Annotated in this window: 24 protein-coding genes; 13 read left to right on the forward strand and 11 right to left on the reverse strand. The window is 42.5% G+C overall.

The annotated features are described in order from the left end of the window. Positions 1–8: 8 nt before the first annotated feature. The 6 genes from L3V77_RS18725 (at position 9) to ugpC (ending at position 6,614) form a co-directional block, all read left to right on the forward strand. A complete protein-coding gene (locus tag L3V77_RS18725; protein WP_275137767.1) occupies positions 9–737 on the forward strand; it encodes a response regulator in 729 nt (242 codons plus the stop codon). A 4-nt stretch (positions 738–741) separates the two neighbouring features. Then, complete coding sequence (locus L3V77_RS18730; RefSeq protein ID WP_275137768.1) at positions 742–2,181, forward strand: ATP-binding protein; 1,440 nt, start codon at positions 742–744, stop codon at positions 2,179–2,181. Between the two features lie 135 nt (positions 2,182–2,316). Continuing rightward, positions 2,317–3,564, forward strand: a complete 1,248-nt coding sequence (locus L3V77_RS18735) for an ABC transporter substrate-binding protein (protein ID WP_275137769.1) — start codon at positions 2,317–2,319, stop codon at positions 3,562–3,564. A gap of 154 nt (positions 3,565–3,718) precedes the next feature. After that, a complete protein-coding gene (locus tag L3V77_RS18740; protein WP_195706184.1) occupies positions 3,719–4,642 on the forward strand; it encodes a sugar ABC transporter permease in 924 nt (307 codons plus the stop codon). Further along, a complete protein-coding gene (locus L3V77_RS18745; RefSeq protein WP_275137770.1) occupies positions 4,639–5,496 on the forward strand; it encodes a carbohydrate ABC transporter permease in 858 nt (285 codons plus the stop codon). Before L3V77_RS18740 ends, L3V77_RS18745 begins: the two co-directional genes overlap by 4 nt. A 5-nt stretch (positions 5,497–5,501) precedes the next feature. Beyond that, positions 5,502–6,614: a sn-glycerol-3-phosphate ABC transporter ATP-binding protein UgpC gene (gene ugpC, locus L3V77_RS18750; RefSeq protein WP_275137771.1), complete on the forward strand. Its 1,113-nt coding sequence runs from the start codon at positions 5,502–5,504 to the stop codon at positions 6,612–6,614. Positions 6,615–6,756: 142 nt separating this feature from the next. On the opposite strand, the gene L3V77_RS18755 is transcribed toward ugpC, so the two are convergent. The 3 genes from L3V77_RS18755 to L3V77_RS18765 form a co-directional block, all read right to left on the reverse strand. Next, complete coding sequence (locus L3V77_RS18755; RefSeq protein WP_275137772.1) at positions 6,757–6,978, reverse strand: helix-turn-helix transcriptional regulator; 222 nt, start codon at positions 6,976–6,978, stop codon at positions 6,757–6,759. Positions 6,979–6,986: 8 nt separating this feature from the next. After that, complete coding sequence (locus L3V77_RS18760; RefSeq protein WP_275137773.1) at positions 6,987–7,535, reverse strand: DUF2975 domain-containing protein; 549 nt, start codon at positions 7,533–7,535, stop codon at positions 6,987–6,989. Positions 7,536–7,648: 113 nt separating this feature from the next. Next, positions 7,649–8,518 carry an AraC family transcriptional regulator gene (locus L3V77_RS18765; RefSeq protein WP_275137774.1) on the reverse strand — a complete coding sequence of 290 codons (870 nt, stop codon included), beginning with the start codon at positions 8,516–8,518 and terminating at the stop codon, positions 7,649–7,651. 113 nt (positions 8,519–8,631) lie between these two features. On the opposite strand from L3V77_RS18765, the gene L3V77_RS18770 reads away from it, so the two are divergent. Further along, positions 8,632–9,786, forward strand: a complete 1,155-nt coding sequence (locus L3V77_RS18770) for a PLP-dependent aminotransferase family protein (protein ID WP_275137775.1) — start codon at positions 8,632–8,634, stop codon at positions 9,784–9,786. A gap of 25 nt (positions 9,787–9,811) precedes the next feature. Here the strand turns inward: L3V77_RS18770 and L3V77_RS18775 are convergent, their stop codons facing one another. The 3 genes from L3V77_RS18775 to L3V77_RS18785 all read right to left on the reverse strand — a co-directional run bounded on the left by L3V77_RS18775 (position 9,812) and on the right by L3V77_RS18785 (position 12,241). Continuing rightward, the gene (locus tag L3V77_RS18775; RefSeq protein ID WP_275137776.1) at positions 9,812–11,005 is read right to left on the reverse strand and encodes an MFS transporter; all 1,194 of its coding nucleotides are present in this window, start codon (positions 11,003–11,005) and stop codon (positions 9,812–9,814) included. Positions 11,006–11,097: 92 nt separating this feature from the next. Further along, on the reverse strand, positions 11,098–11,433 hold the full coding sequence (locus tag L3V77_RS18780; protein WP_275137777.1) for a DUF1971 domain-containing protein: 336 nt from the start codon (positions 11,431–11,433) through the stop codon (positions 11,098–11,100). Between the two features lie 37 nt (positions 11,434–11,470). Continuing rightward, complete coding sequence (locus L3V77_RS18785; protein WP_275137778.1) at positions 11,471–12,241, reverse strand: ferredoxin--NADP reductase; 771 nt, start codon at positions 12,239–12,241, stop codon at positions 11,471–11,473. Between the two features lie 238 nt (positions 12,242–12,479). Here L3V77_RS18785 and norR point away from each other — a divergent pair, with 238 nt between their 5' ends. From norR to L3V77_RS18805, 4 genes are all read left to right on the forward strand, one after another. Further along, positions 12,480–14,033, forward strand: a complete 1,554-nt coding sequence (gene norR, locus L3V77_RS18790) for a nitric oxide reductase transcriptional regulator NorR (RefSeq protein ID WP_275138257.1) — start codon at positions 12,480–12,482, stop codon at positions 14,031–14,033. A gap of 168 nt (positions 14,034–14,201) precedes the next feature. Beyond that, a complete protein-coding gene (locus L3V77_RS18795; protein WP_275137779.1) occupies positions 14,202–16,478 on the forward strand; it encodes a nitric-oxide reductase large subunit in 2,277 nt (758 codons plus the stop codon). 72 nt (positions 16,479–16,550) lie between these two features. Continuing rightward, positions 16,551–16,949: a SirB2 family protein gene (locus L3V77_RS18800; RefSeq protein WP_275137780.1), complete on the forward strand. Its 399-nt coding sequence runs from the start codon at positions 16,551–16,553 to the stop codon at positions 16,947–16,949. Between the two features lie 83 nt (positions 16,950–17,032). Beyond that, entirely contained in the window at positions 17,033–17,704 is a 672-nt protein-coding gene (locus L3V77_RS18805; RefSeq protein ID WP_275137781.1) for a cupin domain-containing protein, read from the forward strand. Positions 17,705–17,799: 95 nt separating this feature from the next. Here L3V77_RS18805 and L3V77_RS18810 read toward each other — a convergent pair whose 3' ends face one another. The 4 genes from L3V77_RS18810 to L3V77_RS18825 form a co-directional block, all read right to left on the reverse strand. After that, the gene (locus tag L3V77_RS18810; RefSeq protein WP_275137782.1) at positions 17,800–18,183 is read right to left on the reverse strand and encodes a carboxymuconolactone decarboxylase family protein; all 384 of its coding nucleotides are present in this window, start codon (positions 18,181–18,183) and stop codon (positions 17,800–17,802) included. A gap of 57 nt (positions 18,184–18,240) precedes the next feature. Further along, on the reverse strand, positions 18,241–18,591 hold the full coding sequence (locus L3V77_RS18815) for a MerR family transcriptional regulator (protein ID WP_275137783.1): 351 nt from the start codon (positions 18,589–18,591) through the stop codon (positions 18,241–18,243). A gap of 142 nt (positions 18,592–18,733) precedes the next feature. Then, complete coding sequence (locus L3V77_RS18820; RefSeq protein ID WP_275137784.1) at positions 18,734–19,189, reverse strand: DMT family transporter; 456 nt, start codon at positions 19,187–19,189, stop codon at positions 18,734–18,736. Continuing rightward, positions 19,189–19,650 (reverse strand): DMT family transporter, encoded by a 462-nt coding sequence (locus L3V77_RS18825; RefSeq protein ID WP_275137785.1) that lies wholly within the window; start codon positions 19,648–19,650, stop codon positions 19,189–19,191. Before L3V77_RS18825 ends, L3V77_RS18820 begins: the two co-directional genes overlap by 1 nt. A gap of 92 nt (positions 19,651–19,742) precedes the next feature. On the opposite strand from L3V77_RS18825, the gene L3V77_RS18830 reads away from it, so the two are divergent. Then, on the forward strand, positions 19,743–20,651 hold the full coding sequence (locus L3V77_RS18830) for a LysR family transcriptional regulator (protein WP_275137786.1): 909 nt from the start codon (positions 19,743–19,745) through the stop codon (positions 20,649–20,651). A gap of 135 nt (positions 20,652–20,786) precedes the next feature. Here L3V77_RS18830 and L3V77_RS18835 read toward each other — a convergent pair whose 3' ends face one another. Further along, on the reverse strand, positions 20,787–21,443 hold the full coding sequence (locus L3V77_RS18835) for a Qnr family pentapeptide repeat protein (protein WP_275137787.1): 657 nt from the start codon (positions 21,441–21,443) through the stop codon (positions 20,787–20,789). Between the two features lie 299 nt (positions 21,444–21,742). Here L3V77_RS18835 and L3V77_RS18840 point away from each other — a divergent pair, with 299 nt between their 5' ends. Next, positions 21,743–22,366, forward strand: a complete 624-nt coding sequence (locus tag L3V77_RS18840) for a class I SAM-dependent methyltransferase (protein WP_275137788.1) — start codon at positions 21,743–21,745, stop codon at positions 22,364–22,366. The last annotated feature ends 114 nt before the right edge of the window (positions 22,367–22,480 follow it).

Raw genomic sequence — 22,480 nt, forward strand, 5'->3', positions numbered from 1 at the left:
GAACGTAAATGAAGGAACAGGCGCATATCTTGGTCGTTGACGATGATCACGAGATACGAGATTTGCTCGACAAATATCTTACTAAATCTGGATATCATGTTTCCGTAGCGGAAGACGGTGAGGCGATGTATGCGCATTTACAAGCGCATGGCTATCCGACACTAATTCTTCTCGATGTTATGCTACCTGGGGATGATGGATTTGAACTGTGCCAACAAGTAAGAAAGACCTCTAACGTTCCTATTATCATGCTGACGGCGGTTTCAGATGAAACAGACCAAATTATCGGCCTGGAAATTGGGGCCGATGATTATATTGCCAAACCTTTTAACCCCCGCCAACTTATCGCCCGTATAAAGGCGGTGTTACGTCGTACCCATTTCGAAGAAGAAGGTCATATAGACAAATTACCAAAAGCAATTAATTTTGGAGTCTGGCATTTAGACACACTAGCCCATGGTTTAATCAATCAAGAAACCAATGAACAGTTTGAGTTGTCCGGTAGTGATTTTGCGCTACTAATGTTGTTTCTTTCTCGTCCTAACGAGGTGTTAGATCGCGATACCATTTCTTGTGCCACGCGTGGCCGCGAAGCGTTGCCATTCGAACGAGGTATTGATGTACAACTCAGTCGTCTGCGTTCTCGACTTGGCGACAATGGTAAGCAACATCAATACATCAAAACCATGCGTGGTAACGGCTATATTTTTACAGCCCCTGTAAGCTACGAGCATTAATTTAATGAAGACAATTTTCTTTCCGCGTTCACTGGTTGCGCGAACACTTTGGCTTACGCTTATTGCCGTCATTTTTGCTCAAGGTATCGCGACATCCATTTGGTATTCACAATCTAAGCAGAGAGAAATAGACGGCATCGGCTCTACCTCGGCAAGTATGGCAACTATGTTTGCTTCTACCATCAATTTTTTTCAATCTCTTCCGGTAGAGTATCGACACATCATTCTAGATCAAATAAGAGACATGGGGGGAACCCGCTTCTTCGTCTCATTTAATAAAGAGCAGCTTAAAGTAGATACTATCCCGGACAATTTTTTAGAAAAAATCGCCGTGGCTTCCGTTCAAGACGTACTCGACAAAAAATTAAATCATGTTAAAAAAATCATCGTAGAGTTTTCTGAACCGGATCATCTACGAATCTTAAAAAACGATATCTTCTTAGATGACCTGCCCAAATCGTGGGCCCATTACACCCTCACGTTGGATCCGATCAAACCGCCTATCCTCGTGGTACAAATTCAATTAGAAAGTGATGAGTGGATCTATATCGCGGCACTTCTGCCTGCACCTTATGTCAGTTTAGATGACACAATCATTGGTTCTCAACAGCTGCTTTTTTTACTGCTGTCTACTACCACGTTGATGTTGTTGGTATACCCGCTTATTCGTAGGCAAGTTAGGCCGCTCAATAACCTAGCTAAAGCCGCGAATGAAATGAGCATGGATATCGACCAACCGGAACTGGTTGAAGAAGGCGCGAATGAACTGGTCACCGCTACGCGTGCATTCAATCGAATGCAACAGCGTATTCGTCGATATGTAAACGACAGAGAAACACTTTTTTCAGCCATCTCCCACGATCTAAAAACCCCCATTACGAGGCTTAGGCTAAGAACTGCGCTTTTAGAAGAAGATGAAGAGCGTGATAAATTCAATAACGATCTCGACGAACTTGAGATGATGGTTAAAGGTGCACTTCAAACCGTTAAAGATACTGACATTCATGAAAACAACGCGGTTATCGATATAAAAGAAGTCCTGCTTTCTATTGCAGAATCTTACAATCAGCAATCCAATCGGGTCTATATTCCGTCGATGTCTATTCGGCCAATTGTGGGTAAACCACTTGCGATTAAACGCCTATTAAGCAACCTCATTGAAAATGGTGTTAAATATGGTCACCGCGTCGTAGTCATCCCAAAAGATAACCGGAATCGGTTATCTCTAACCATCCAAGATGAAGGTAATGGTATCCCGGAAGATAAGTTAGAAACGGTGTTTGAACCCTATTTCCGGATAGCAAAAGATCGCGATGGACACGGGCTAGGCCTTGGAATATGCCGCAATATTCTACATGCACACGGCGGAGATCTCATTCTGAGAAACTTATCAGAAGGTGGCTTCTCCGTGGAGATCCTTATACCACGGAACCTCTCTCACTAGTGTAACGGACTTGTTACATTCACGTTACTCTTTGTTTCAATCTAATGTGTTTTTTATTATTAATCTAAATGTCGAAAGGATAATTAATATCCAGTCACTACATAATAATCATAATTCAAACCATGGATGAGAACGATGAACATTAAAAAAACCCTACTTACTCTATCCCTACTCTCTGCTACCCAATTTGCAACCGCTGGCGAAGTTGAGGTGCTTCACTGGTGGACATCTGGTGGCGAAGCTAAATCTGTATCAGCACTAAAAGACATGCTTGAAGAACAAGGTCATACTTGGAAAGATTTCGCTGTCGCTGGTGGTTCTGGTACAAGTGCCATGACCGTTCTTAAAACTCGCGCAGTATCTGGTAACCCACCAGCAGCAGCGCAAATTAAAGGACACGATATTCAAGAATGGGGTGGCTTAGGTTTCTTAGCTAGCCTAGATGATGTTGCTACGGCAAACAAATGGGATTCTTTAGTTCCACCTATGGTTGCTGACATCATGAAATTTGATGGTAAATATGTAGCGGTTCCTGTTAACGTTCACCGTGTAAACTGGTTGTGGGCAAACAAAGCTGTATTTGAAAAAGCAGGCGTTGAAGTACCCGCTACCATGGACGAGTTTTTCATGGTGGGTGATAAGCTAAAAGAAGCAGGATACATTCCTCTGGCGCACGGTGGTCAAGCTTGGCAGGACGCGACAATATTTGAAGCAATTGCACTAAGTGTATTGGGCAGCGAAGATTACAGAAAAGCCTTTGTCGACCTAGATATGGATACGTTGAGTGGCGACAAAATGGTCGAAACATTCCGCCTATTCAAAAAAATGCACAACTACATTGATAAAAACTCTCCAGGACGTGATTGGAACGTAGCAACATCGATGGTTATCAACGGTGAAGCAGCAATGCAGATCATGGGTGACTGGGCGAAAGGTGAATTTACCGCCGCAGGCAAAATGCCAGGTAAAGATTACGTCTGTGTACCTGCTCCAGGTACCGCAGGTCATTTTACTCATAACGTAGATAGCTTTGCATTCTTCCAGTTGTCTGATCCTGAGCAACAAAAAGCACAAAAAGCATTGGCAGCGACTATCTTAACGCCAGAGTTCCAAGAAGTATTTAACCTTAACAAAGGTTCTATTCCAGTACGTTTGGATGCCGACATGTCTAAGTTTGACTCTTGTGCTGTTGATTCTATGAAAGACTTCAAAGCAACTGCGAAAAGCGGCGACCTTCTACCAAGTATGGCTCATGGTATGTCTACCACTAGCTACGCTCAAGGTGCAATCTACGACGTAGTCACTAACTTCTTTAACGATCAAAATGCGGATCCGAAAGAAGCGGCTGGAAAACTTGCGAAAGCAGTGAAAGCGGCCATGTAATTTAAGTTGGCAGGCCTAAAAACCTGCCTTTCTTAAATGCTCTCTGCAAAGAGAACTCAGATCGTAGTCACCTCCCAGATCACGGTCTTCCCACTCAAATATCATACTCATATTATGCAAAATGTTATGCAATTTGAACCATTAAGGATTAGTTATGGAGCGTGTTTTGAATTCGCCTAACACACCACCTGTACCTAAGCGAAGCTTTAGCAGCAAGCTACAAGTTTGGCTTCCTAAAATCGTACTTGCACCAAGCATGTTAGTTGTTGTGGTCTGCATTTACGGGTACATCTTTTGGACCGCCATTCTATCAGTGACCAATTCTCGATTTTTACCGAGCTACAAATTTGTCGGTTTGTCTCAGTATGAGAAGCTGATGGACAATGATCGCTGGACAACCTCAATTCTTAACCTTGGTATTTTTGGTGTGATGTTTATTGTCATCGCCATTGCCCTTGGAATCGCCTTAGCCATTTTTCTAGATCAAAACATTCGACAAGAAGGCGCTATTCGTACCATATATCTTTACCCAATGGCGTTATCTTTTATCGTAACGGGTACGGCTTGGAAATGGATTCTTAACCCAGGATTAGGCATTGAAAAAATGGTGCGTGACTGGGGATATACCGACTTTACTTTTGATTGGATAGTCGATTCTGACATGGTGGTATACACCTTAGTCATAGCGGCAGTTTGGCAATCGTCTGGGTTTGTTATGGCCATGTTCCTTGCGGGGCTCAGAGGCATAGACAATTCCATTATCAAAGCAGCCCAGATAGACGGGGCGAGCTTACCGACCATCTATTTCAAGATAATTATGCCGTGCCTAAGACCTGTGGTCTTCAGCGCCGTTATTATCACGTCGCATATTGCGATCAAGAGCTTCGACCTCGTCACCGCGCTAACGGCAGGAGGGCCGGGGTATTCGTCTGATCTCCCCGCACTCTTTATGTACGCACATTCATTCACTCGGGGTCAAATCGGGTTAGGTGCCGCCAGTGCCATGATGATGTTGGCAGGAATTTTAGCCATTTTGGTTCCTTATCTCTATTCAGAACTTAGGGAGAAGAAATCATGAGTACTAAATTTAATTTTGGCAGAATTTTTATCTACACCGTTCTCCTCTTCTTCTGTGTTATCTATTTAATGCCATTGTTCGTAATGGTTACAACATCACTTAAAACGCTACCCGATATCAAGGCAGGTAATTTACTTTCATTGCCTACCGAGTGGGTATTTGACGCGTGGTCAAAAGCATGGAGTAGTGCTTGTACGGGTGTGAAATGTGAAGGCGTTCAAGGCTATTTCTGGAACTCCTTCCAGATGGTCATTCCTGCTGTTGCACTGTCCACTTTGTTAGGTGCATTTAACGGCTATATCATCAGTAAATGGCAATTCAGAGGGTCAAACTTCTTCTTTAGCGCCATGTTGTTTGGTTGCTTTATCCCTTTTCAGGTTGTTCTATTACCCATGGCGACAACACTTGGCAAACTCGGTTTAGCAAATACGACGATCGGTCTTGTGCTTGTTCATGTTATCTACGGATTGGCGTTTACTACTCTGTTCTTCAGAAACTTTTATGTCGGTATTCCGGATGAATTAGTCAAAGCAGCCAAGCTAGATGGGGCAGGTTTTTTCACTATCTTCTTTAAGATTATGCTGCCGTTATCGACACCGATCATCATGGTCACCGTCATCTGGCAGTTCACTTCTATCTGGAATGATTTCTTGTTCGGCGTGGTGTATTCAGGTTCAGATACGCAGCCCATCACGGTCGCGCTTAACAACTTAGTTAACACCAGTACTGGTATTAAGGAATACAACGTTGATATGGCTGGTGCCATTATCGCCGCCTTACCAACCTTAGTGGTGTATGTATTAGCTGGTAAATATTTTGTTCGTGGTTTAACCGCCGGATCAGTAAAAGGATAATAAAAATGGCAACACTAGATTTAAAACAGATCCGTAAGACATACCGAAACGCGGAAGTAGAAACCTTGAAAGGTATCGATATCAGTATCGATGATGGCGAGTTTCTCATATTGGTTGGCCCATCAGGTTGTGGTAAATCCACGTTAATGAACACCATTGCTGGCTTAGAAGATATTAATTCCGGCCAGATCCTTATCGACGGTGTTGACGTGTCTAACGTTGAACCAAAAGATAGAGATATCGCCATGGTATTCCAATCCTATGCTCTTTACCCAAATATGACGGTAGAAGGTAATATTGCATTTGGTTTAAAGATCCGGAAAATGCCACAAAATGAGATCGACGCAGAAGTAAAACGCGTTGCCGAAATGCTACAAATGGACCAGTTATTGGACCGTAAGCCGTCACAACTCTCTGGAGGGCAGAGACAACGCGTGGCAATGGGACGCGCTTTGGCCCGCCGACCAAAACTTTACTTGTTCGATGAACCACTTTCTAACCTTGATGCAAAATTAAGGATAGAAATGCGCCACCAAATAAAGCGCCTTCACCAACAGCTTAAGACCACCATCGTCTATGTTACCCATGATCAGATAGAAGCAATGACGCTGGCAGACAGAATTGCCGTGATGAAGGATGGAGAACTGCAACAACTTGGTACACCTAAAGAAATCTACAACAAACCGAACAACATGTTTGTAGCAGGTTTTATGGGCTCACCTTCGATGAACTTCATTGAAACTACGGTCGATCTAGATGACGATCGAAACCCAATCATTAAGGTAGTTGGCAGTGCGAACAGTGAGCATCATATTAACCTACCACAATCCATGCGAGATCAGGATGGACACAAAGTCGTCATTGGACTGCGCCCAGAACACATCACCGATACTGACAGTGAAGATACCACCGCTTCTACACGCCTAGGCTTACAGATTGAGGTGTTGGAACCAACTGGCCCAGACACGATTGCAATGGTTAAAGTAAATGACCAGGAAGTCGCGTGTCGCCTTTCTCCAGAGTTCGAGGGGAATATTGGTGAGATAGCATCACTTAACTTTGACCTTTCAAAAGCGGTCTACTTTGATGGCGAAACCGAGCAGAGAATCGATTTCTAAATTTGAGTGTACAGACTAAAGGCATGATAAATTAGCCATCTATCATGCCTTTTTTATTCCAATCGCATTAGGGCTATCGCATTCATTACGCTTTCAATATCACCCAGCGCTAATCGCTGGGGATGCTCAACATGTTGCAGTGTTAAGATTCGTCATCGGGATTGATTTCAAATTCCAAGATATCACCCGGTTGACATTCAAGTACCTCACAAAGTTTATCTAACGTCGTGAATCGGACCGCTTTCGCTTTACCATTTTTTAATACCGACAAATTAGCTTCTGTGATACCAACCGCTTGGGCCAACGTTTTTAGGCGCATTTTTCGCTTTGCCATCATTACATCTAAATTTATTCGTATAGACATAACACCTCCTAGATCGTGTGCTGGCTTTCATCAGCAAGAACATACCCTTCTTTCATCACCCATGAAATTATCAAGACAATAAACCCAAATACTATTGTTAACACGTCCATCCCTTCAAAACCTAACATTAATACACGCTCACCAGGAGGGTTATTAAACGAAAGAATCACCGACATCACTGCACCGTAAATAACGCTGCCTGCCACCCAATAAAACAAGCTGTAGCCTAGTTTTTGGTAACAATTAGCATTCTCAAGAGAAAAGATTTGACCCGATTCATAGTTACGAAATAGGTGCACCAACACCTTCAATGCATAGTTGACGATGCAACAAAGTAATAAGCTTGAAATAGTAGCCAGTACTCGTGTTGATAATGTCAAGGATGCTTGTGTATAGCTGTCGATGTCCAAACTGAGCTCAATAATGCCTAACGAAGTCAGATAATCATAATCTGTTTGGACGGTTAACCAGTAGTAAAGCACCATAACAGGAATGAGTAGGAACAGTGACTGAAAAAGCACACGGACACGACGACTGTGTTTCTGAATTTCATACATAATAATAATCCTATTGAATTGACCACCCAAAGATTACGATAAACAAGAATAAAAAACAACAATTAATTATCGATTAACGATAATTAATTGTTGTTTTTTATTAATTGGACCTCTTAGTAAAAGCTAATTGGCAAGAAGAAATCCAATTCGAACTTTTCATCCTCCGCCAAAAAATGATTCTTTATGTAATTCACGTAAGCCGGTGTCGATCCCAGCTTAAAGCCCGAGTCTGGCAGCCATTGTTCTAGTACGTGGCTTATCTGCGGCAATAACTCACCATAAACACCGTGTAGCCTAAACACAGCATGCAGTCCTCCCGGAATGGTAAGTTGATTAACAATACCGCGATAATTGAGTCGCTTATCAATTTCAATACAAGCAACATAACGACACTTTTCTAACGCTACTAAAGCTGGATTGGAATGGTGTAAGCCATATTGAACTGAGAAATCCCTTCCTTCTGATTCAGCCCACGCTTTTAAGATCAACCAAGCTCGATGAATCGATCGGTTATAACCTTGATGCCGAACATAGGCCGCGTGCCTTTCAGCAACCTCAACGATATCGGGTACGGGAATGCCTATTTTAGACACACGTGCATAACCTGCTGCAATCTCTGGGTCGGCTAGATAAGGCTTATCGGCGTTATGGTAATCATGCTTTCGCCACTCTCCAGGAGACATATGGAAGGTGGTCTTAAATGCTCGGCTAAATGATGAAACAGAATTGAACCCACACTTATTGCCGATGTGCAGCACCGAAGATTGAGATTCAAACATAAGCAGATTTGCTGCATATTCCATACGTGTTCGCCGAATATACTGATGAATCGACTCACCAACGACTTGTTTGAATAATCGATGAAAATGTTGTTCTGAGTAGGCGGCAATATCTGCCAACGTATTTACGGGCAGATCTCTGGCAATATCTTGATGGATATAGAACAGCACATCATTAATTCGAGAAAGGTGTTGAGTATTCATAATCTAAAAATAGCATAAATGGACATATTGATAAGCATAAATGGACACGATAAATAAAACAACTCCCTGTATGCTCTATCTATAGACATTGGAAAATTCGAACAGGTATACAAATGGAAATCGCTCAATCACTACAACAGATTCAATCTTCTTACATCCGAGAAATATTAAGTGCCGCGAGCGACAAAAATGTCATTTCTTTAGCGGGGGGGTTACCGGATGAAAAGACCTTTCCCATTGAACTTATGAAACCAACATTAGAATCGCTTTCCGACATGCCCGAGATTTTTCAATACGGAAGCACTGCAGGTTATGGCCCATTATTGACCCATCTTATTGAGCGGTTCCAGCTTCCTGAAAGCCATACAGTCATGATGTGTACCGGCTCACAGCAAGGCTTAGATCTTATTGCAAGAGCCTATGTAAACCCGGGTGATACTGTTGTGATGGAAGCACCTAGCTATCTAGGTGCCATGCAAGTATTCGGCCTAGTACAGGCCAACATGGTGACGATTTCACAAACCGAGTTTGGTCCTGATTTAGAGCAGCTCGAACAGTGCTTTGCAAAGCAAGCACCGAAGATGTTTTATGCAGTGCCCGATTTTCATAACCCTACGGGCGTATGTTGGCCATTAGAAACACGTCAAAGAGTCGCTAAATTGTGTATTCAGTACAATGTAGCCCTAATTGAAGATGCACCCTATCGTGAGTTGAGATTCAACGGTAAACCTATCGAGCTCGTATCGAACTTTTGTCCAGATCACTCAATTGTGTTGCGGTCATTCTCCAAAATCGCCTCACCAGGCCTAAGGCTCGGCGCCGTCACTGGTAAAGTAAGCTACTTAGAACCCTTGATAAAGGTGAAGCAAGGAGCAGATTTGCATTCTAGTGTTCCAATGCAAGCACTTTTGCTAGGCTTACTTGAACATGCTGATTTTGATTTGCACATCGACAATATTCGCTCAGTTTACAAACAGAGATATCAAAAACTTTTCTCTGAATTACAAAGTAAGTTGCCAAAAAGCTGTGATCTTAAACCAGTTGATGGTGGCATGTTTGTGTGGTTAACCTTACCGGAATGCGACACATTTGAACTTGCTAAAGTATTGCTATCAAAAGGGGTGGCGGTTGTCCCTAGCCCGGTATTTTATCCAAGTTCAGACAAACGAGAACCGGCACTACGATTAAACTTTACCAACTCTACGGTAGACGAATTAGAAAAAGCCGTTGACTGCTTAACCGGCGTATTAAAAGAGTTTCTAAGCTAGCACCATACCTTGATAGGAGTGATGGTTAGGATAACACCATCACTCCATTTTCTCTTTTTTGTATAAGCAGCCACATCATCATTGCCGCGCTCATCATCACCCCAGCAATAATCATAAAACCATATGATGTCAGTTCATTTGCCGTTAACCAGGCTATAAGTAGATAGCTTAAACTTTGAGACAGGGTTGAAAACAGCTTCAATCCTCCGTCAACTCTCCCTCGCTCAGAAATTGCCACCATATGATGCAGCTTATTGATTCTAGATATACGGTTAAACGCATTAAAGAAACCAATAATAACGGTCAACGTAACCATGATGATGGGAGAGAGAAACACACCTATCCCCAGCAACAGTATCGACATAATGAATATGGAAAACAGCATCGATTTATCAGGATTAAAACGCGTAAGAAGCTTCGCTACAACCAAACCACAGATTAACGCTCCTACTCCATAACTCATTTTCCATGTAGCAAACCAGCTACCCTCAACACCTTGTTCAGAGAAATAGATGGGTACCAATTTGACCAAAAAAGTAAGTACCGGGTACGAAAGGCACGATAACGCGATAAATGCATAGAAAGCGGGATCTTTACTGAAAATGCTTTTACTCTCTACTAATTGAGAAAGATAGGATTCTTTAATTCGCGTTGATAACTGACGTCGATAAGGCGTGATTAGATAACTCAATGCGGCAAATGATGAAGCCAGCGTTGCCAAGAAAGCAAACTCAACCATTGACCACATCTCTAATACCACAATTCCCAGAGCACCTGCACCCAACACGCTCGTCTGCATAACTACTTCATCATAGCTGGATATTTTCGCGTACTCATTTGGATTAAAATTTTCGTGGACGAATGCGTTATTTGTACTCCACGCCATATCGCCGCTTAACCAAAAGACAAGTTGGGCAAATGCAAGCAACCAGATGGACTCTACTCCATACCAATAGGCCAATAACACACATAACGCCGTGCTCGCCTGAACTACTTGCATTAAAACCAATAGCTTTTTACGCGAAAATCGGTCAATCAATGTTGCCATAAAAAGTGTTGATACAAACGATGCGCCCGTGCATACCAAAGCCAGTATCGCGACAAATGTGCCCATTCCTGGCTCGTTTAACATGATCCAAGGTAGCGCCATCATAAACATCCCAGAAGAGATGCCATCAAATAACCGTCCAGATAAATAAGGTAACACTCTTTTTCTCATCGCTTTTCCCTTGCCTTAACGTCCAGTATCTCGTTGTCTAGGGATAGGGTAATAGTTAAAGTAAACTTTAAGTAAAGCGATTTTTTGATTTACTATTTGCTATTGAACATTTTCTGACCGCTTTTATCTTTATCCGACCAAAAATTGATATTGAACTGCGCGTCTTCACTCAGCTCCATCCGATGCCAATATTCAGGTGGACTCGTCGCAAACTGTCCAGCTTCAATCACAACCTGCACCTCTGGGGTATTCGCCTCAGAATCGGCAAAACCATAATAGGTAACAACACCTTCCATGACGCATAACTGACCAAACACACCTTCTGCGGTGTTGTGATGAGTTAGCAGCGCCTCTGGCACATTTTGTCGAGTAAAAAATGGCGTTGAACGTTGGATAGTCCAGTTCGCTGGGATTCTTTGATGGCTCATGAGAATTTCCTTTCATTTAGTTGATTAATTTATGTCGTTACCAATAATTTTCGGAACCAAAATTACCGGGTGTCTTTCTTAGGTGTTTCGTTAAGCCCAACTTAATTAGCGTTTGGCTTGTATCTTTAACCATCTCAGGATTACCGCATAAATAGACGAAACTCTTATCGACGTGGAACGATGTTTCAGCGGCGGCTTGCAACTCTCCGCTAAGTAGCAGATCTGGAATTCGTCCTGACAAAACTCCGGACACATGTTCTCTTGAAATAATTGGGACATAACGGATCTCCTGATTCTTTTCCAATAACAAACGAATCTCGTCTGTATACGTTAACTCTTCTCTATTTCGAACCGCGTGAGCCAAAACAATTCTCTGAAATCTATTCTCTATCTGCTCATCGCCAAGCATCGAAATAAAGGGGCCAGAAGCACTTCCTGTCGCCATTAACCATAACTCTGTTGTGGGTGTGGGGATCTCATCAAGCGTCATAAACCCTGCTGCCGTATTTCCCACGTAGATATTGTCACCTGCTTGCAGTCGGTTTAGCAGTGGAGAAAGCCGCCCTTTTTCATCAGTGATGATAAGAAATTCTAACGTATTATCCCGTTTATACTGCTCCGGATGCGTGACGATTGAATAAGCCCTTCTAACCAACTCACCCGACCCATCGACTAATCCCAACTTGGTAAACTGACCCGCCGTATAATCGAGCGCTTCAGATTTAATACAAAGCGAAAACAAGGTTGCCGTCCAATCTTTGCGAGCGACAACCGTACCAATATTCATCTGTAGAGGAATTGTATTCATTACTACCTCACTTATTGATCTGTCGTTTATGTTCACTTCATTCTAATAGAAACCATTTACATAATCTAATTAATTACCATTCTCATTTGCAGTAGTCGTGCCAACTATTTATTGTATTGTTTTATAAGGTATTTTTATTTTTTACTTATTAAAATTGTTATTATGACAGTTCTTTACTTATGTCTAAAAGACACTATAATTGTCAAAACAACAGCAAATCAATATAGCGAGTCAAACCGTGAGCAACCTCAATAAAGAATGGGTGAAAATTGCCTTAGATCTAACCTCTGGAATTTCAGATCAGGACCGATTTGATCGCTTACTCTCTTCAATTAGAGAAGTGTTGAGGTGCGACGCATCCGCCCTACTCTATTTCCAAGATCAACAGTTTGTTCCACTGGCAATTAATGGCCTTTACGACGATGTACTTGGGCGACGATTTGATATACAACAACATCCCAGATTAGAGGCTATTGCGCGAGCGGGCGACGTGGTGCGTTTTCCTCCAGACAGTGACCTACCAGATCCATATGACGGATTAATACCTGAGCATGAACATGATCTAAGGGTGCACTCATGCATCGGGCTACCGCTTCTTATCAATGACAGATTGATTGGTGCAATAACCATTGACGCCTTTGACCCTGCGCAGTTTGACTCATTTCGAAACCAAGATTTACGAGTCATAAGCGCATTAGCGGCCACAAGCCTAAATACCGCACTCTTAATGGAACAATTAGAGAGTCAGGTCGGTGTCGAAACCTCTTCTCCCGCAACAAGTAGTAAGAGCATCGTACCGAGCGAGATAATCGGTAACTCAGAGGTAATGCAGGAACTAAAATCACATATCTCTGCCGTGGCAAATACCGATTTGTCGGTACTTATTATGGGTGAAACCGGTGTCGGCAAAGAGCTGGTCGCCGCCGCTATCCATGCAAATTCGGACAGAGTCAAAAAGAATCTCGTTTACTTAAACTGCGCAGCGCTGCCAGAATCAGTTGCAGAGAGTGAGCTTTTTGGTCACGTTAAAGGGGCATTTACGGGCGCAATTAGTAATCGAAAAGGTAAATTTGAGCTGGCCGACAATGGCACACTGTTTCTTGATGAGATTGGCGAACTCTCATTGGCCTTGCAAGCTAAGCTACTAAGAGCGCTCCAGTATGGTGATATTCAACGGGTGGGCGATGACAGTAATATTAAGGTAAATGCCCGTATTGTGGCTGCAACCAATCGCGTTATGCATGAGGAAGTCAAAGCCGGACGTTTTCGTTCCGACCTATATCATCGCTTAAGTGTGTTCCCTATCTTTGTCCCTCCTTTGCGCGAACGTGGAAAAGATATCACGCTTCTTTATGGTTTCTTTGCCGAGCGTTGCCAACACAAACTGGGGGTGACGAATATCAAGATAGATCCTCAATCAAGTATGTTGCTTCAGAAACACAGCTGGCAAGGTAATGTGCGCGAGTTAGAGCACGCCATAAATCGCGCAGCAGTACTCGCGAGATCAGAGTCGAGATCAGACGTGATCGTATTGCTACCAAAACACTTTAATCTTGAAGAACAAGATGGCCTTGTGTCAGACAACAGTATGAAAAATCCACCCACATCAGGTAACGCTATCAGTATGCCATTAACCGTCATCGATTTGAAAAATGCAACCGATGAGTTCCAGGTAAACCTGATTAATCAAGCCTATAGAGAGGCAGGAAACAACTGGGCTGCCGCCGCTCGTCTATTAAAAGTAGATTCAGGAAACCTACATAGATTAATGAAACGTCTTAACATGAAGTAAATCAGCGTCAAAACTGTCTAAATGACAATTTACGGTCATTTGGACAGTTTATATCTTTGTCATTTAGACTAATAAAAAACGTACAAACCTTTATATATCAATTAGATAAAATCTGGCACGATTGTTGTAATAGAGAAAGCGAAATAGACAACGACAAAGGAACAGAAGATGACAAAACAAAAATTGTCCATCATCGCTCTTATTATAGTGTGCTTAACTTCGTTCACTATATTATTGAGTTTGGGCAGCCAGATTTATCGTGAAGCACCCCCTATCCCTACTTCAGTAATAAGCCGTACCGGGGAAGTAATTTTCACCAAAACAGACATTCAGGAAGGTCAACTAGTTTGGCGTACTATGGGTGGACATCAACTCGGTTCCATTTGGGGACACGGTTCTTACATTGCACCAGATTGGACAGCAGATTGGCTACACCGTGAATCTGAAGAGTGGTTAGATCTCACCGCTCAAGCTCAGTTTTCTAAACCTTTTGCACAATTAGACAATTTCCAGAAAGCCGAACTTGAAAGTAGATTGCGCGATGATATACGCCCTAACAGCTACAACGCTGAGACAGACGTCATTACCATCTCACAAACTCGAGGTGAAGCAGTTAAGGCACTGCAAACCTATTACTCTAATGTATTTGGCGATAACCCCGAGTTTCAACACGTTCGTGAAGACTACGCGATGAAGGAAGCGACGATCGCTTCTGCTGAAAATCGAGACAAACTTTCTGCGTTCTTTTTCTGGGGCGCTTGGGCTGCGGTAACAGAGCGACCAGATGAGAGTTATACCTACACAAATAACTGGCCTTTTGACCCTGTTATTGGTAACACACCAACATCAGACAACATCGTTTGGTCGGTGTTGAGTTTTGTTGTCCTTATCGCGGGAGTTGGCGCTCTAGCTTGGTATCACGCCACCTTAAAAGCGCATCCACTACCTAAATTGCCTGCAACCGATCCGCTGTTCGGTGTAAAACCAACCAGATCTCAAAAAGCGCTGGCTAAATATTTCGTCACCGCCGTTGGCCTGTTTTTGCTTCAGATTTTATTGGGTAGTATTACCGCCCACTATGCGGTTGAAGGACAAGACTTCTACGGATTCCCTCTTTCAGAGATTCTGCCTTACTCCGTTACTCGTACATGGCACACCCAATTAGCCGTATTCTGGATAGCAACAGCGTGGTTAGGTACGGGTCTTTACATTGCACCCGCACTTTCAGGCTACGAACCAAAATACCAACGACTCGGTGTCAACGTACTTTGGGTGGCACTTCTCATTGTAGTCCTCGGTTCTATGGCCGGCGAATGGATGGCGGTTCAACAATACTTTGATCTCGATTTAAGCTATTGGATAGGGCATCAGGGTCAAGAGTACATCGATCTTGGACGTATCTGGCAGATCCTATTGCTTGTTGGCTTACTGATTTGGTTAGGATTGGTTACCGCAGCGATTCGTCCTGCATTATTCAAAGATGGCGAGATGAAACCTGTCATCTGGGTGTTATACGCTTCATGTGTCGCGATTGGATTGTTCTACGGTGCTGGCCTATTCCAAGGTAAGCACACAAACTTAGCCATTGCTGAATACTGGCGCTGGTGGGTTGTACATCTATGGGTAGAAGGTTTCTTTGAGACTTTCGCTACGTCAGTTATCGCGCTTGTATTTGTTCGCTTAGGCCTTATTCGTGCACAGTCGGCTAACAGCGCTGTATTATTCGCGACAGTGGTATTCTTAACGGGTGGTTTGATTGGTACGCTACATCACTTGTACTTTACCGGAACGCCGACATCCGTCATTGCTTGGGGCTCCGTATTCTCTGCATTAGAAGTGGTTCCACTCGCGCTCATTGGTTTCGAAGCAGTAGAAACCTATCGATTTAGAAAGTCGACACCTTGGATGGCTCGATACAAATGGGCAATCATGTTCTTTGTTGCGACTGCATTTTGGAATCTAGTCGGTGCTGGCATACTTGGGTTCTTAATCAACCCACCTATCGCGCTCTACTTTATACAAGGTTTGAACACCACAGCAACACACGCACATGGTGCCTTTATGGGAGTGTACGGAATGTTGGGTATTGGTTTGATGTTGACTTGCGTACGCGGGCTAACAGGCGATACCAAAGCGTGGGATGACAAATGGCTTAAATGGTCTTTCTGGACACTTAACTTTGGCCTTGCCGGAATGGTCTTTATGTCATTGTTCCCAGTCGGGATCGTACAGTTCTTCGCTGTCATCGAACATGGATATTGGTACGCACGTTCTCCGGCCGTGATTCATAGCGAACTGGTCGAAATGCTTGTTTGGTTACGTATGCCAGGCGATATTCTGTTCGGTATCGGAGGAATATTCATCGGTATCTTCATGACGAAACTTATATTCGCTGCGATCAGTAACCGTAAATCAAAGCTCATTACGCAAACCGCTTCAAATTAACAACAGCATATAAAAAGAGCGGATTATTCCGCTCTTTTTATTTTCTATCCATCCTAATCCTAGGTAAAAACCATGTATCTAGAAGTGAAAACCGTTCACATTGTCACCGTCACCATCAGTATTTCATTATTTGTCTTTCGGTTTCTTCGTTACTATGCAGCATCAGAAATAAAAACTCAGCCTCTATGGCTTAAACATCTACCGCACGTTATTGACACTCTACTGTTTTCTAGTGGTATCGCCCTTGTCTCTATCACTAAGTTCATCCCCTTCACCGCTTCAGCTCCGTGGCTCAGTTACAAACTTGCTATGGTCGTTCTCTATATTGCTTGCGGATTTGGAGCCATGAGTCAAAAAGCGAGCAGAAGACGTCGAATTCTATTCTTCATTGCATCAATTGGTTGCCTTTGCGTGGTGATTACATTGGCTTTAACAAAACAGATTGATACCCTTTTTGCAATCTTCCAATAAAACTCCGTTTCAATAACAGTGCTTTTTTCGCTCGTAATAAGCTAAGCTTACCAAACGAATAGCGTATTAAAGGACTAAAGCCGATGTTGAATATGGACTTCAACCAAAGACTGGTCATTGAATCTGAGAAAATGGAATGGTTAGCAAGCCCGGCCAACGGCGTATGGCGCAAACCATTTGAACGACAAGAACAAGAAGCGGGACACACCACCAGCATTGTAAAATATGACGCGGATTCTAAATTTAAATCCCATCCTCATCCTGTAGGGGAAGAAATTTTTGTGTTAGGTGGTACCTTCTCAGATGAGAGCGGTGACTTTCCTGCTGGCACTTACTTAAGGAACCCACCGAATAGCGCTCACGCGCCATTTAGTAAAGGTGGCTGCATACTATTCGTCAAGCTTAATCAATTTGATGAAAACGACTCAAAACAGATCCGAATAAAAACCAAAGAGCAAAACTGGTTAGCAGGGTTAGGGGGTTTACAGGTTATGCCTCTGCACGAATTTAAGCATGAACATGTTGCGTTAGTTAAGTGGCCAAAAGGCGAGCATTTTCAACCCCATAATCATTTTGGTGGTGAAGAGATCTTGGTTTTATCCGGTACATTTAGTGACGAATATGGGCATTATCCAAAAGGGACATGGATTCGTAGCCCACATATGAGCAGTCACTGCCCATATGTGGAAGAAGAAACCGTTATCTTAGTAAAAACAGGTCACCTACCCATCCCAGATTCATACTATTCCGCTTAATAGCGCATGTAACCTAGTTAGTAAATGAAGCTATTGCACGGTTTAAAGAGGTGACTCTCTTCCAGAGCCTCCTCTTTTCTCACCCCAAAGCAAGATTAGAGGTACTTGGCATTCTCTGCCAACACTTCTTTGAATGCGAACATACCGTTTAGAGCGGCCGGAAAACCTGCATAAACAGCCATCTGAATAATCACTTCCTTTAATTCTTCTTCACTACAACCAACATTTAATGCCGCATGTAAATGAACCTTTAATTGAGGTTGGCAGTTTCCTAAGGCCGTTAATGCCGCAACAGTGGCGATTTCTCGTGATTTTAAGTCTAACCCTTCGCGCGCGTAAACATCACCAAACGGAAACTCAATGGTGAAACGTGCCAGATCTGGGGCGATATCTTGAAGGCTATCAATCACTTTTTGTCCCGCTTCGCCGTCTATCTTGGCTAAATTTTCAAGACCGACGTCGTACCGTGTTTTGCTCATATCTTGCTCCTTGGAATGAATAACAAACCTAGGTTACAGGTTAGAGCCGACTCTAAGTCAAGCGTGATTTTTGTAGAATTCAATCTTATTATCGAGCGCGGAGAGGTGTCTCATTTGAGATTCTATCTGCGCTTTAAGTGCCTCTCGGTGATTTTCCAACATCGTTTGCCGAGCGAACATGGTTTGGTCACCTTCATCTCTAAGCGCACCATATTGCAAAATCTGCTCTAGAGGCATCCCGGTTTCTTTCAAACGAATAATAAATTCAACCCATTTAATCTCTTTAGATGTGAATGTTCGGTGACCACTCCCATTGCGCCGCACATCTTTCAATAGACCTATTTTTTCATAATATCTCAGTGTGTATGGTGTTAAACCAGTCACCTCTGCAAAGGACTTGATGTTCATAGGCTTTCTCCAATCCCGAGTGTTTAGACAAATTTTAAGTGGCTTACATGATGCCTCATAATCATTCATATTCAAGAACTGAATATTTGGATTGAACGTCAGTCTATTCACTCGTTGACGTTCAATAAAGCCTAACGCCTTGTTATTCTTGGTTCTGCTTTTTTAGCTTCACGCTATTTTGTCTAAGCAGTTCCTTGATGGTCATTCCGATAATAATCAAACTCACGCCGGCTGTCTTCATAAGTAAACTATCAGGATTATGGGACGATGTATCCAGAAGCAAACTAAAAAGCATCTGCCCACTAATAACGAGAATTATCGCACTTGTAGAACCGAGTTTTGTTATCACCACACTATTTATAGCCACATATAATGCGCCAATGACGCCACCAGCATACATCAAGCTTTCAGATGCTGGGGCAAACTGAGGCGGGCTCAAAAGTATTAGCGCCATCAATGAAAGAAAACAAAAACCGCCAATATGATTGATGAAAGAAGCTTTAAATGCCCCTTGATAAACACTTAGTTGCCCGTTCAATATTCTGCTCAAAGCGATACAGACACCATTTAAAAGGCCAATTAAAATATAGATAGTCATCAGTAAACCCTTGCGTATATCAACAGAATGGATCCCAGTACAATCAGTACAATGGGAACAAAATCAACCATAGAAAATGTCTTTTTCTCCAGTTGTAACCAACCAAACCGTTCGCATATCAACGAAAAGATCAACTGCCCTATCAATCCTAATGCTAACGTTCCCGATAAACCGATACTACTGTTAACAGTGATTGACGCGAGAATGACCGTAAACGCGCCAGGTATACCGCCAAGATAGAATGATCGCGGTGCCTTACGTTCATCCAGCTCAACAACATGCCGTTTTGGGCCTAGTATGGAAAGAAGAATCCAAGCGGTAATCGCCCCGATACCATGAGCGAACCATGAAGCGCTTAACCCTGTTGTACCCAACGCAAGCTGACTATTTAAATGAATCATGAGAGCAAGAAGGCAGCCACCGAAGACAGCCAATCCTGAATACCAATTTATTTTTTGCATAACGACTCCTTTGTCTTGAGCCGTACTTTAGTTTATATGTAATATCATGATAATCTTTAATACAGAAACTTATAGTAGAGTAATAGTTGACAATGAAAGAAGACTTTTCGGCAATCCCTGTTTTTGTGGCGGTCATAGAGTGTGGCAGCTTCTCGGCTGCGGCTGAGAAGTTAGGCATGACCAAGTCGGCCGTCAGCAAGAGAATATCCGTTTTAGAAGACAACTTAAGGGTCAGACTATTCAATAGAACGACGAGAAAAATGACGCTAACCGAAGCAGGCGAACATTTCTCTGATTATGCAAGACACTCATTAGCGCTCGCACAAGAAGGATTTACCGCGTTATCTCATTATCAGGGCGCCCCTAGGGGAACACTCAAGATCAATGCACCAATGACGTTTTCACGCCGACATCTCGTGCCCTACATGAAAGAATTTCTTGACCGTTATCCCGACATAAAAGTGATTCTTAGTATGGATGATAAAGTAATCAGTATGGTGGAAGGAGGTTTTGACGTCGGTATTCGAATCGGTGAGCTAAAAGACTCATCATTGATCGCCAGAAAACTGGCGAATTGTAAAAGTGTGGTGTGCGCTTCCCCAAAATATATCACTCAACACGGTATACCCAATACTCCAGAAGATCTCTCTAACCATAACTGCCTATATTACAGTTTATTTCAAGCTGGGGTCGAATGGACATTTTTCCAAGATAAACAAAAAATAAAGATAGAACCTAAAGGCAATTTTGTCGTCAATAATAGCGATGCGATAGCGGATGCTTTACTGCAAGGTCTCGGTATTTGTCAGATGCCCACCTTTCTCGTTTATGAGTATTTAGCGAATGGCCAACTCGTTACATTATTGGACCATTATTCTTTACCAAACCATGCCATATTCGCCGTCTATCCAGAAAGGAAACATCTACCAGAGAAAGTGAATGTATTTATAAACTTTATGAAAGAAAAGTTAGAGGAGAGCGCAGGCGGTTGGGAGACTTAATTTGGCATCTAAGCGTTGGTATTACTGACTAGACACAAATCTAACTGCCTAAATATCAAGGCAATTTCAAACCATGACAGCGCATACACCATCATGGTTTGACCGTCGATAATGTCCGACAGTTTGCCGAACTCATCAATTAGGTAGGACGATCAACCCTAATTTCTCAAGCAGCTGTTCCTGTTGCCATTCGCAAATTTTCACACCCGTTAAATCAACCTTGCGTGGGTCCAAACCATCCAGTTCTGAATGGCTTAAATTACAACCTTCCATACGGAACTGCCCCCAGATATCTCCAGAAAACGAACCTCGACTTAAATCAGACTCTTTTAAAGACGCCCCTTGTAGGTTAGTACTAATCCATCGATTTTCAAATAGGTCACACTTCTCAATACACTGACGTTCAAAATTGGCATAAGACAAATTACAACCGGTGATGTAAGCGGAGCAAAAAAACATCTTGTAGCTAACCTGATTGACGAAACTCGCTCGAAAAAAATTCGCACCTTTTAAGTCACAGTCCCTTAATTCAATACCAAAACAGTTGGCACCGCTAAAGTTAGACATAGACAACTGACAATCCTTGAAGGAGGCATCACGCAAATCACAAAATCCAAAATCACAACCTTCAATGTCCCCTTGTCTAATAAAAGTACAATCCACAAAATGCGCATCTCGTAGATTCGCGTGATTAAAATCGCACCGAATAAAAGTACACTTCTCAAATAGCGAATCACTCAGGTCTTGTTTAGTAAAATCGGTGTCGTCATACAACTGGTTGGTCTTTTTCATATATTGCCCTTATCTTTTGTACCACAGAGATTATCATCGACGTAATAAAAACGATATAAAAACAACTTCAGTAAAATCAGTATCTTAAAAGCACGAAATTCGCCAATTTAAGGGGCCATTTCGGCATTTAGAGCAGTTATAATTCGTTTAAGTCATGCCTGCTGTCAAAAAATAGTTTTATAGCACTCAGAATCAATCATGACCAATTCTACAAATGACGCAGAAAGCCGATTAGATTTGCAATACAATTGCCAAACCGAAGCGAACTGATAATACAAAAACATAGAGATTAGGAGCGCATGATGAGTGATTACTTTGATTCAGTTGCACACACATGGGATAGCAACCCATTAAAGGTTGATCGTGCAAAGACAACCGCGAATAAAATAAAAGAGCTAAGCTTCAACTCGACAAACAGCATTGTAGATTTTGGTAGCGGAACAGGCTTACTTGGTGTTCAGTTAATCGATACATTTAATCACATTGTGCTCGCGGACGCTTCACGACAAATGATTGAAATAGCGAAAGAAAAAGTCATTAGCGCGAATCTGAGCAATATCGATACTCAACATATTGAACGACTTAGTCAACTTGAATCGAAGCATTCTGCTATAACCACTCTCATGACCTTGCATCATGTTGCCGATGTATCCCTGTTCTTTTCAGACGCATTTAGCACCTTAGAAGATAATGGTATGTTGATTATTGCGGATCTATATGCAGAAGATGGCTCATTTCATCAACATAACCCATCCTTTAGCGGCCACAATGGATTTGATGTACAAGCCCTTACAAATATCGCGGAAAATACAGGGTTTCAAATACTTAAAATCGAACAATATTACGAGGTGTGGCATGAAAACTACGCAGGGGAAAACTGCCCTTACCCACTATTTTTCTTTGTTGCCAAAAAACATTCGTAAAGGGGTAATACTTTTCACTTAAGGCTACCAGATCTCGTCATCCCCATGAAAATGGGGACCTAAACTCACCAAGATTCCCGTTTTCACGGGAATGACGAAGTATTTAGCACTAAC

It is taken from the genome of Vibrio sp. DW001 (assembly GCF_029016285.1).
In the GTDB taxonomy this organism is placed as follows: domain Bacteria; phylum Pseudomonadota; class Gammaproteobacteria; order Enterobacterales; family Vibrionaceae; genus Vibrio.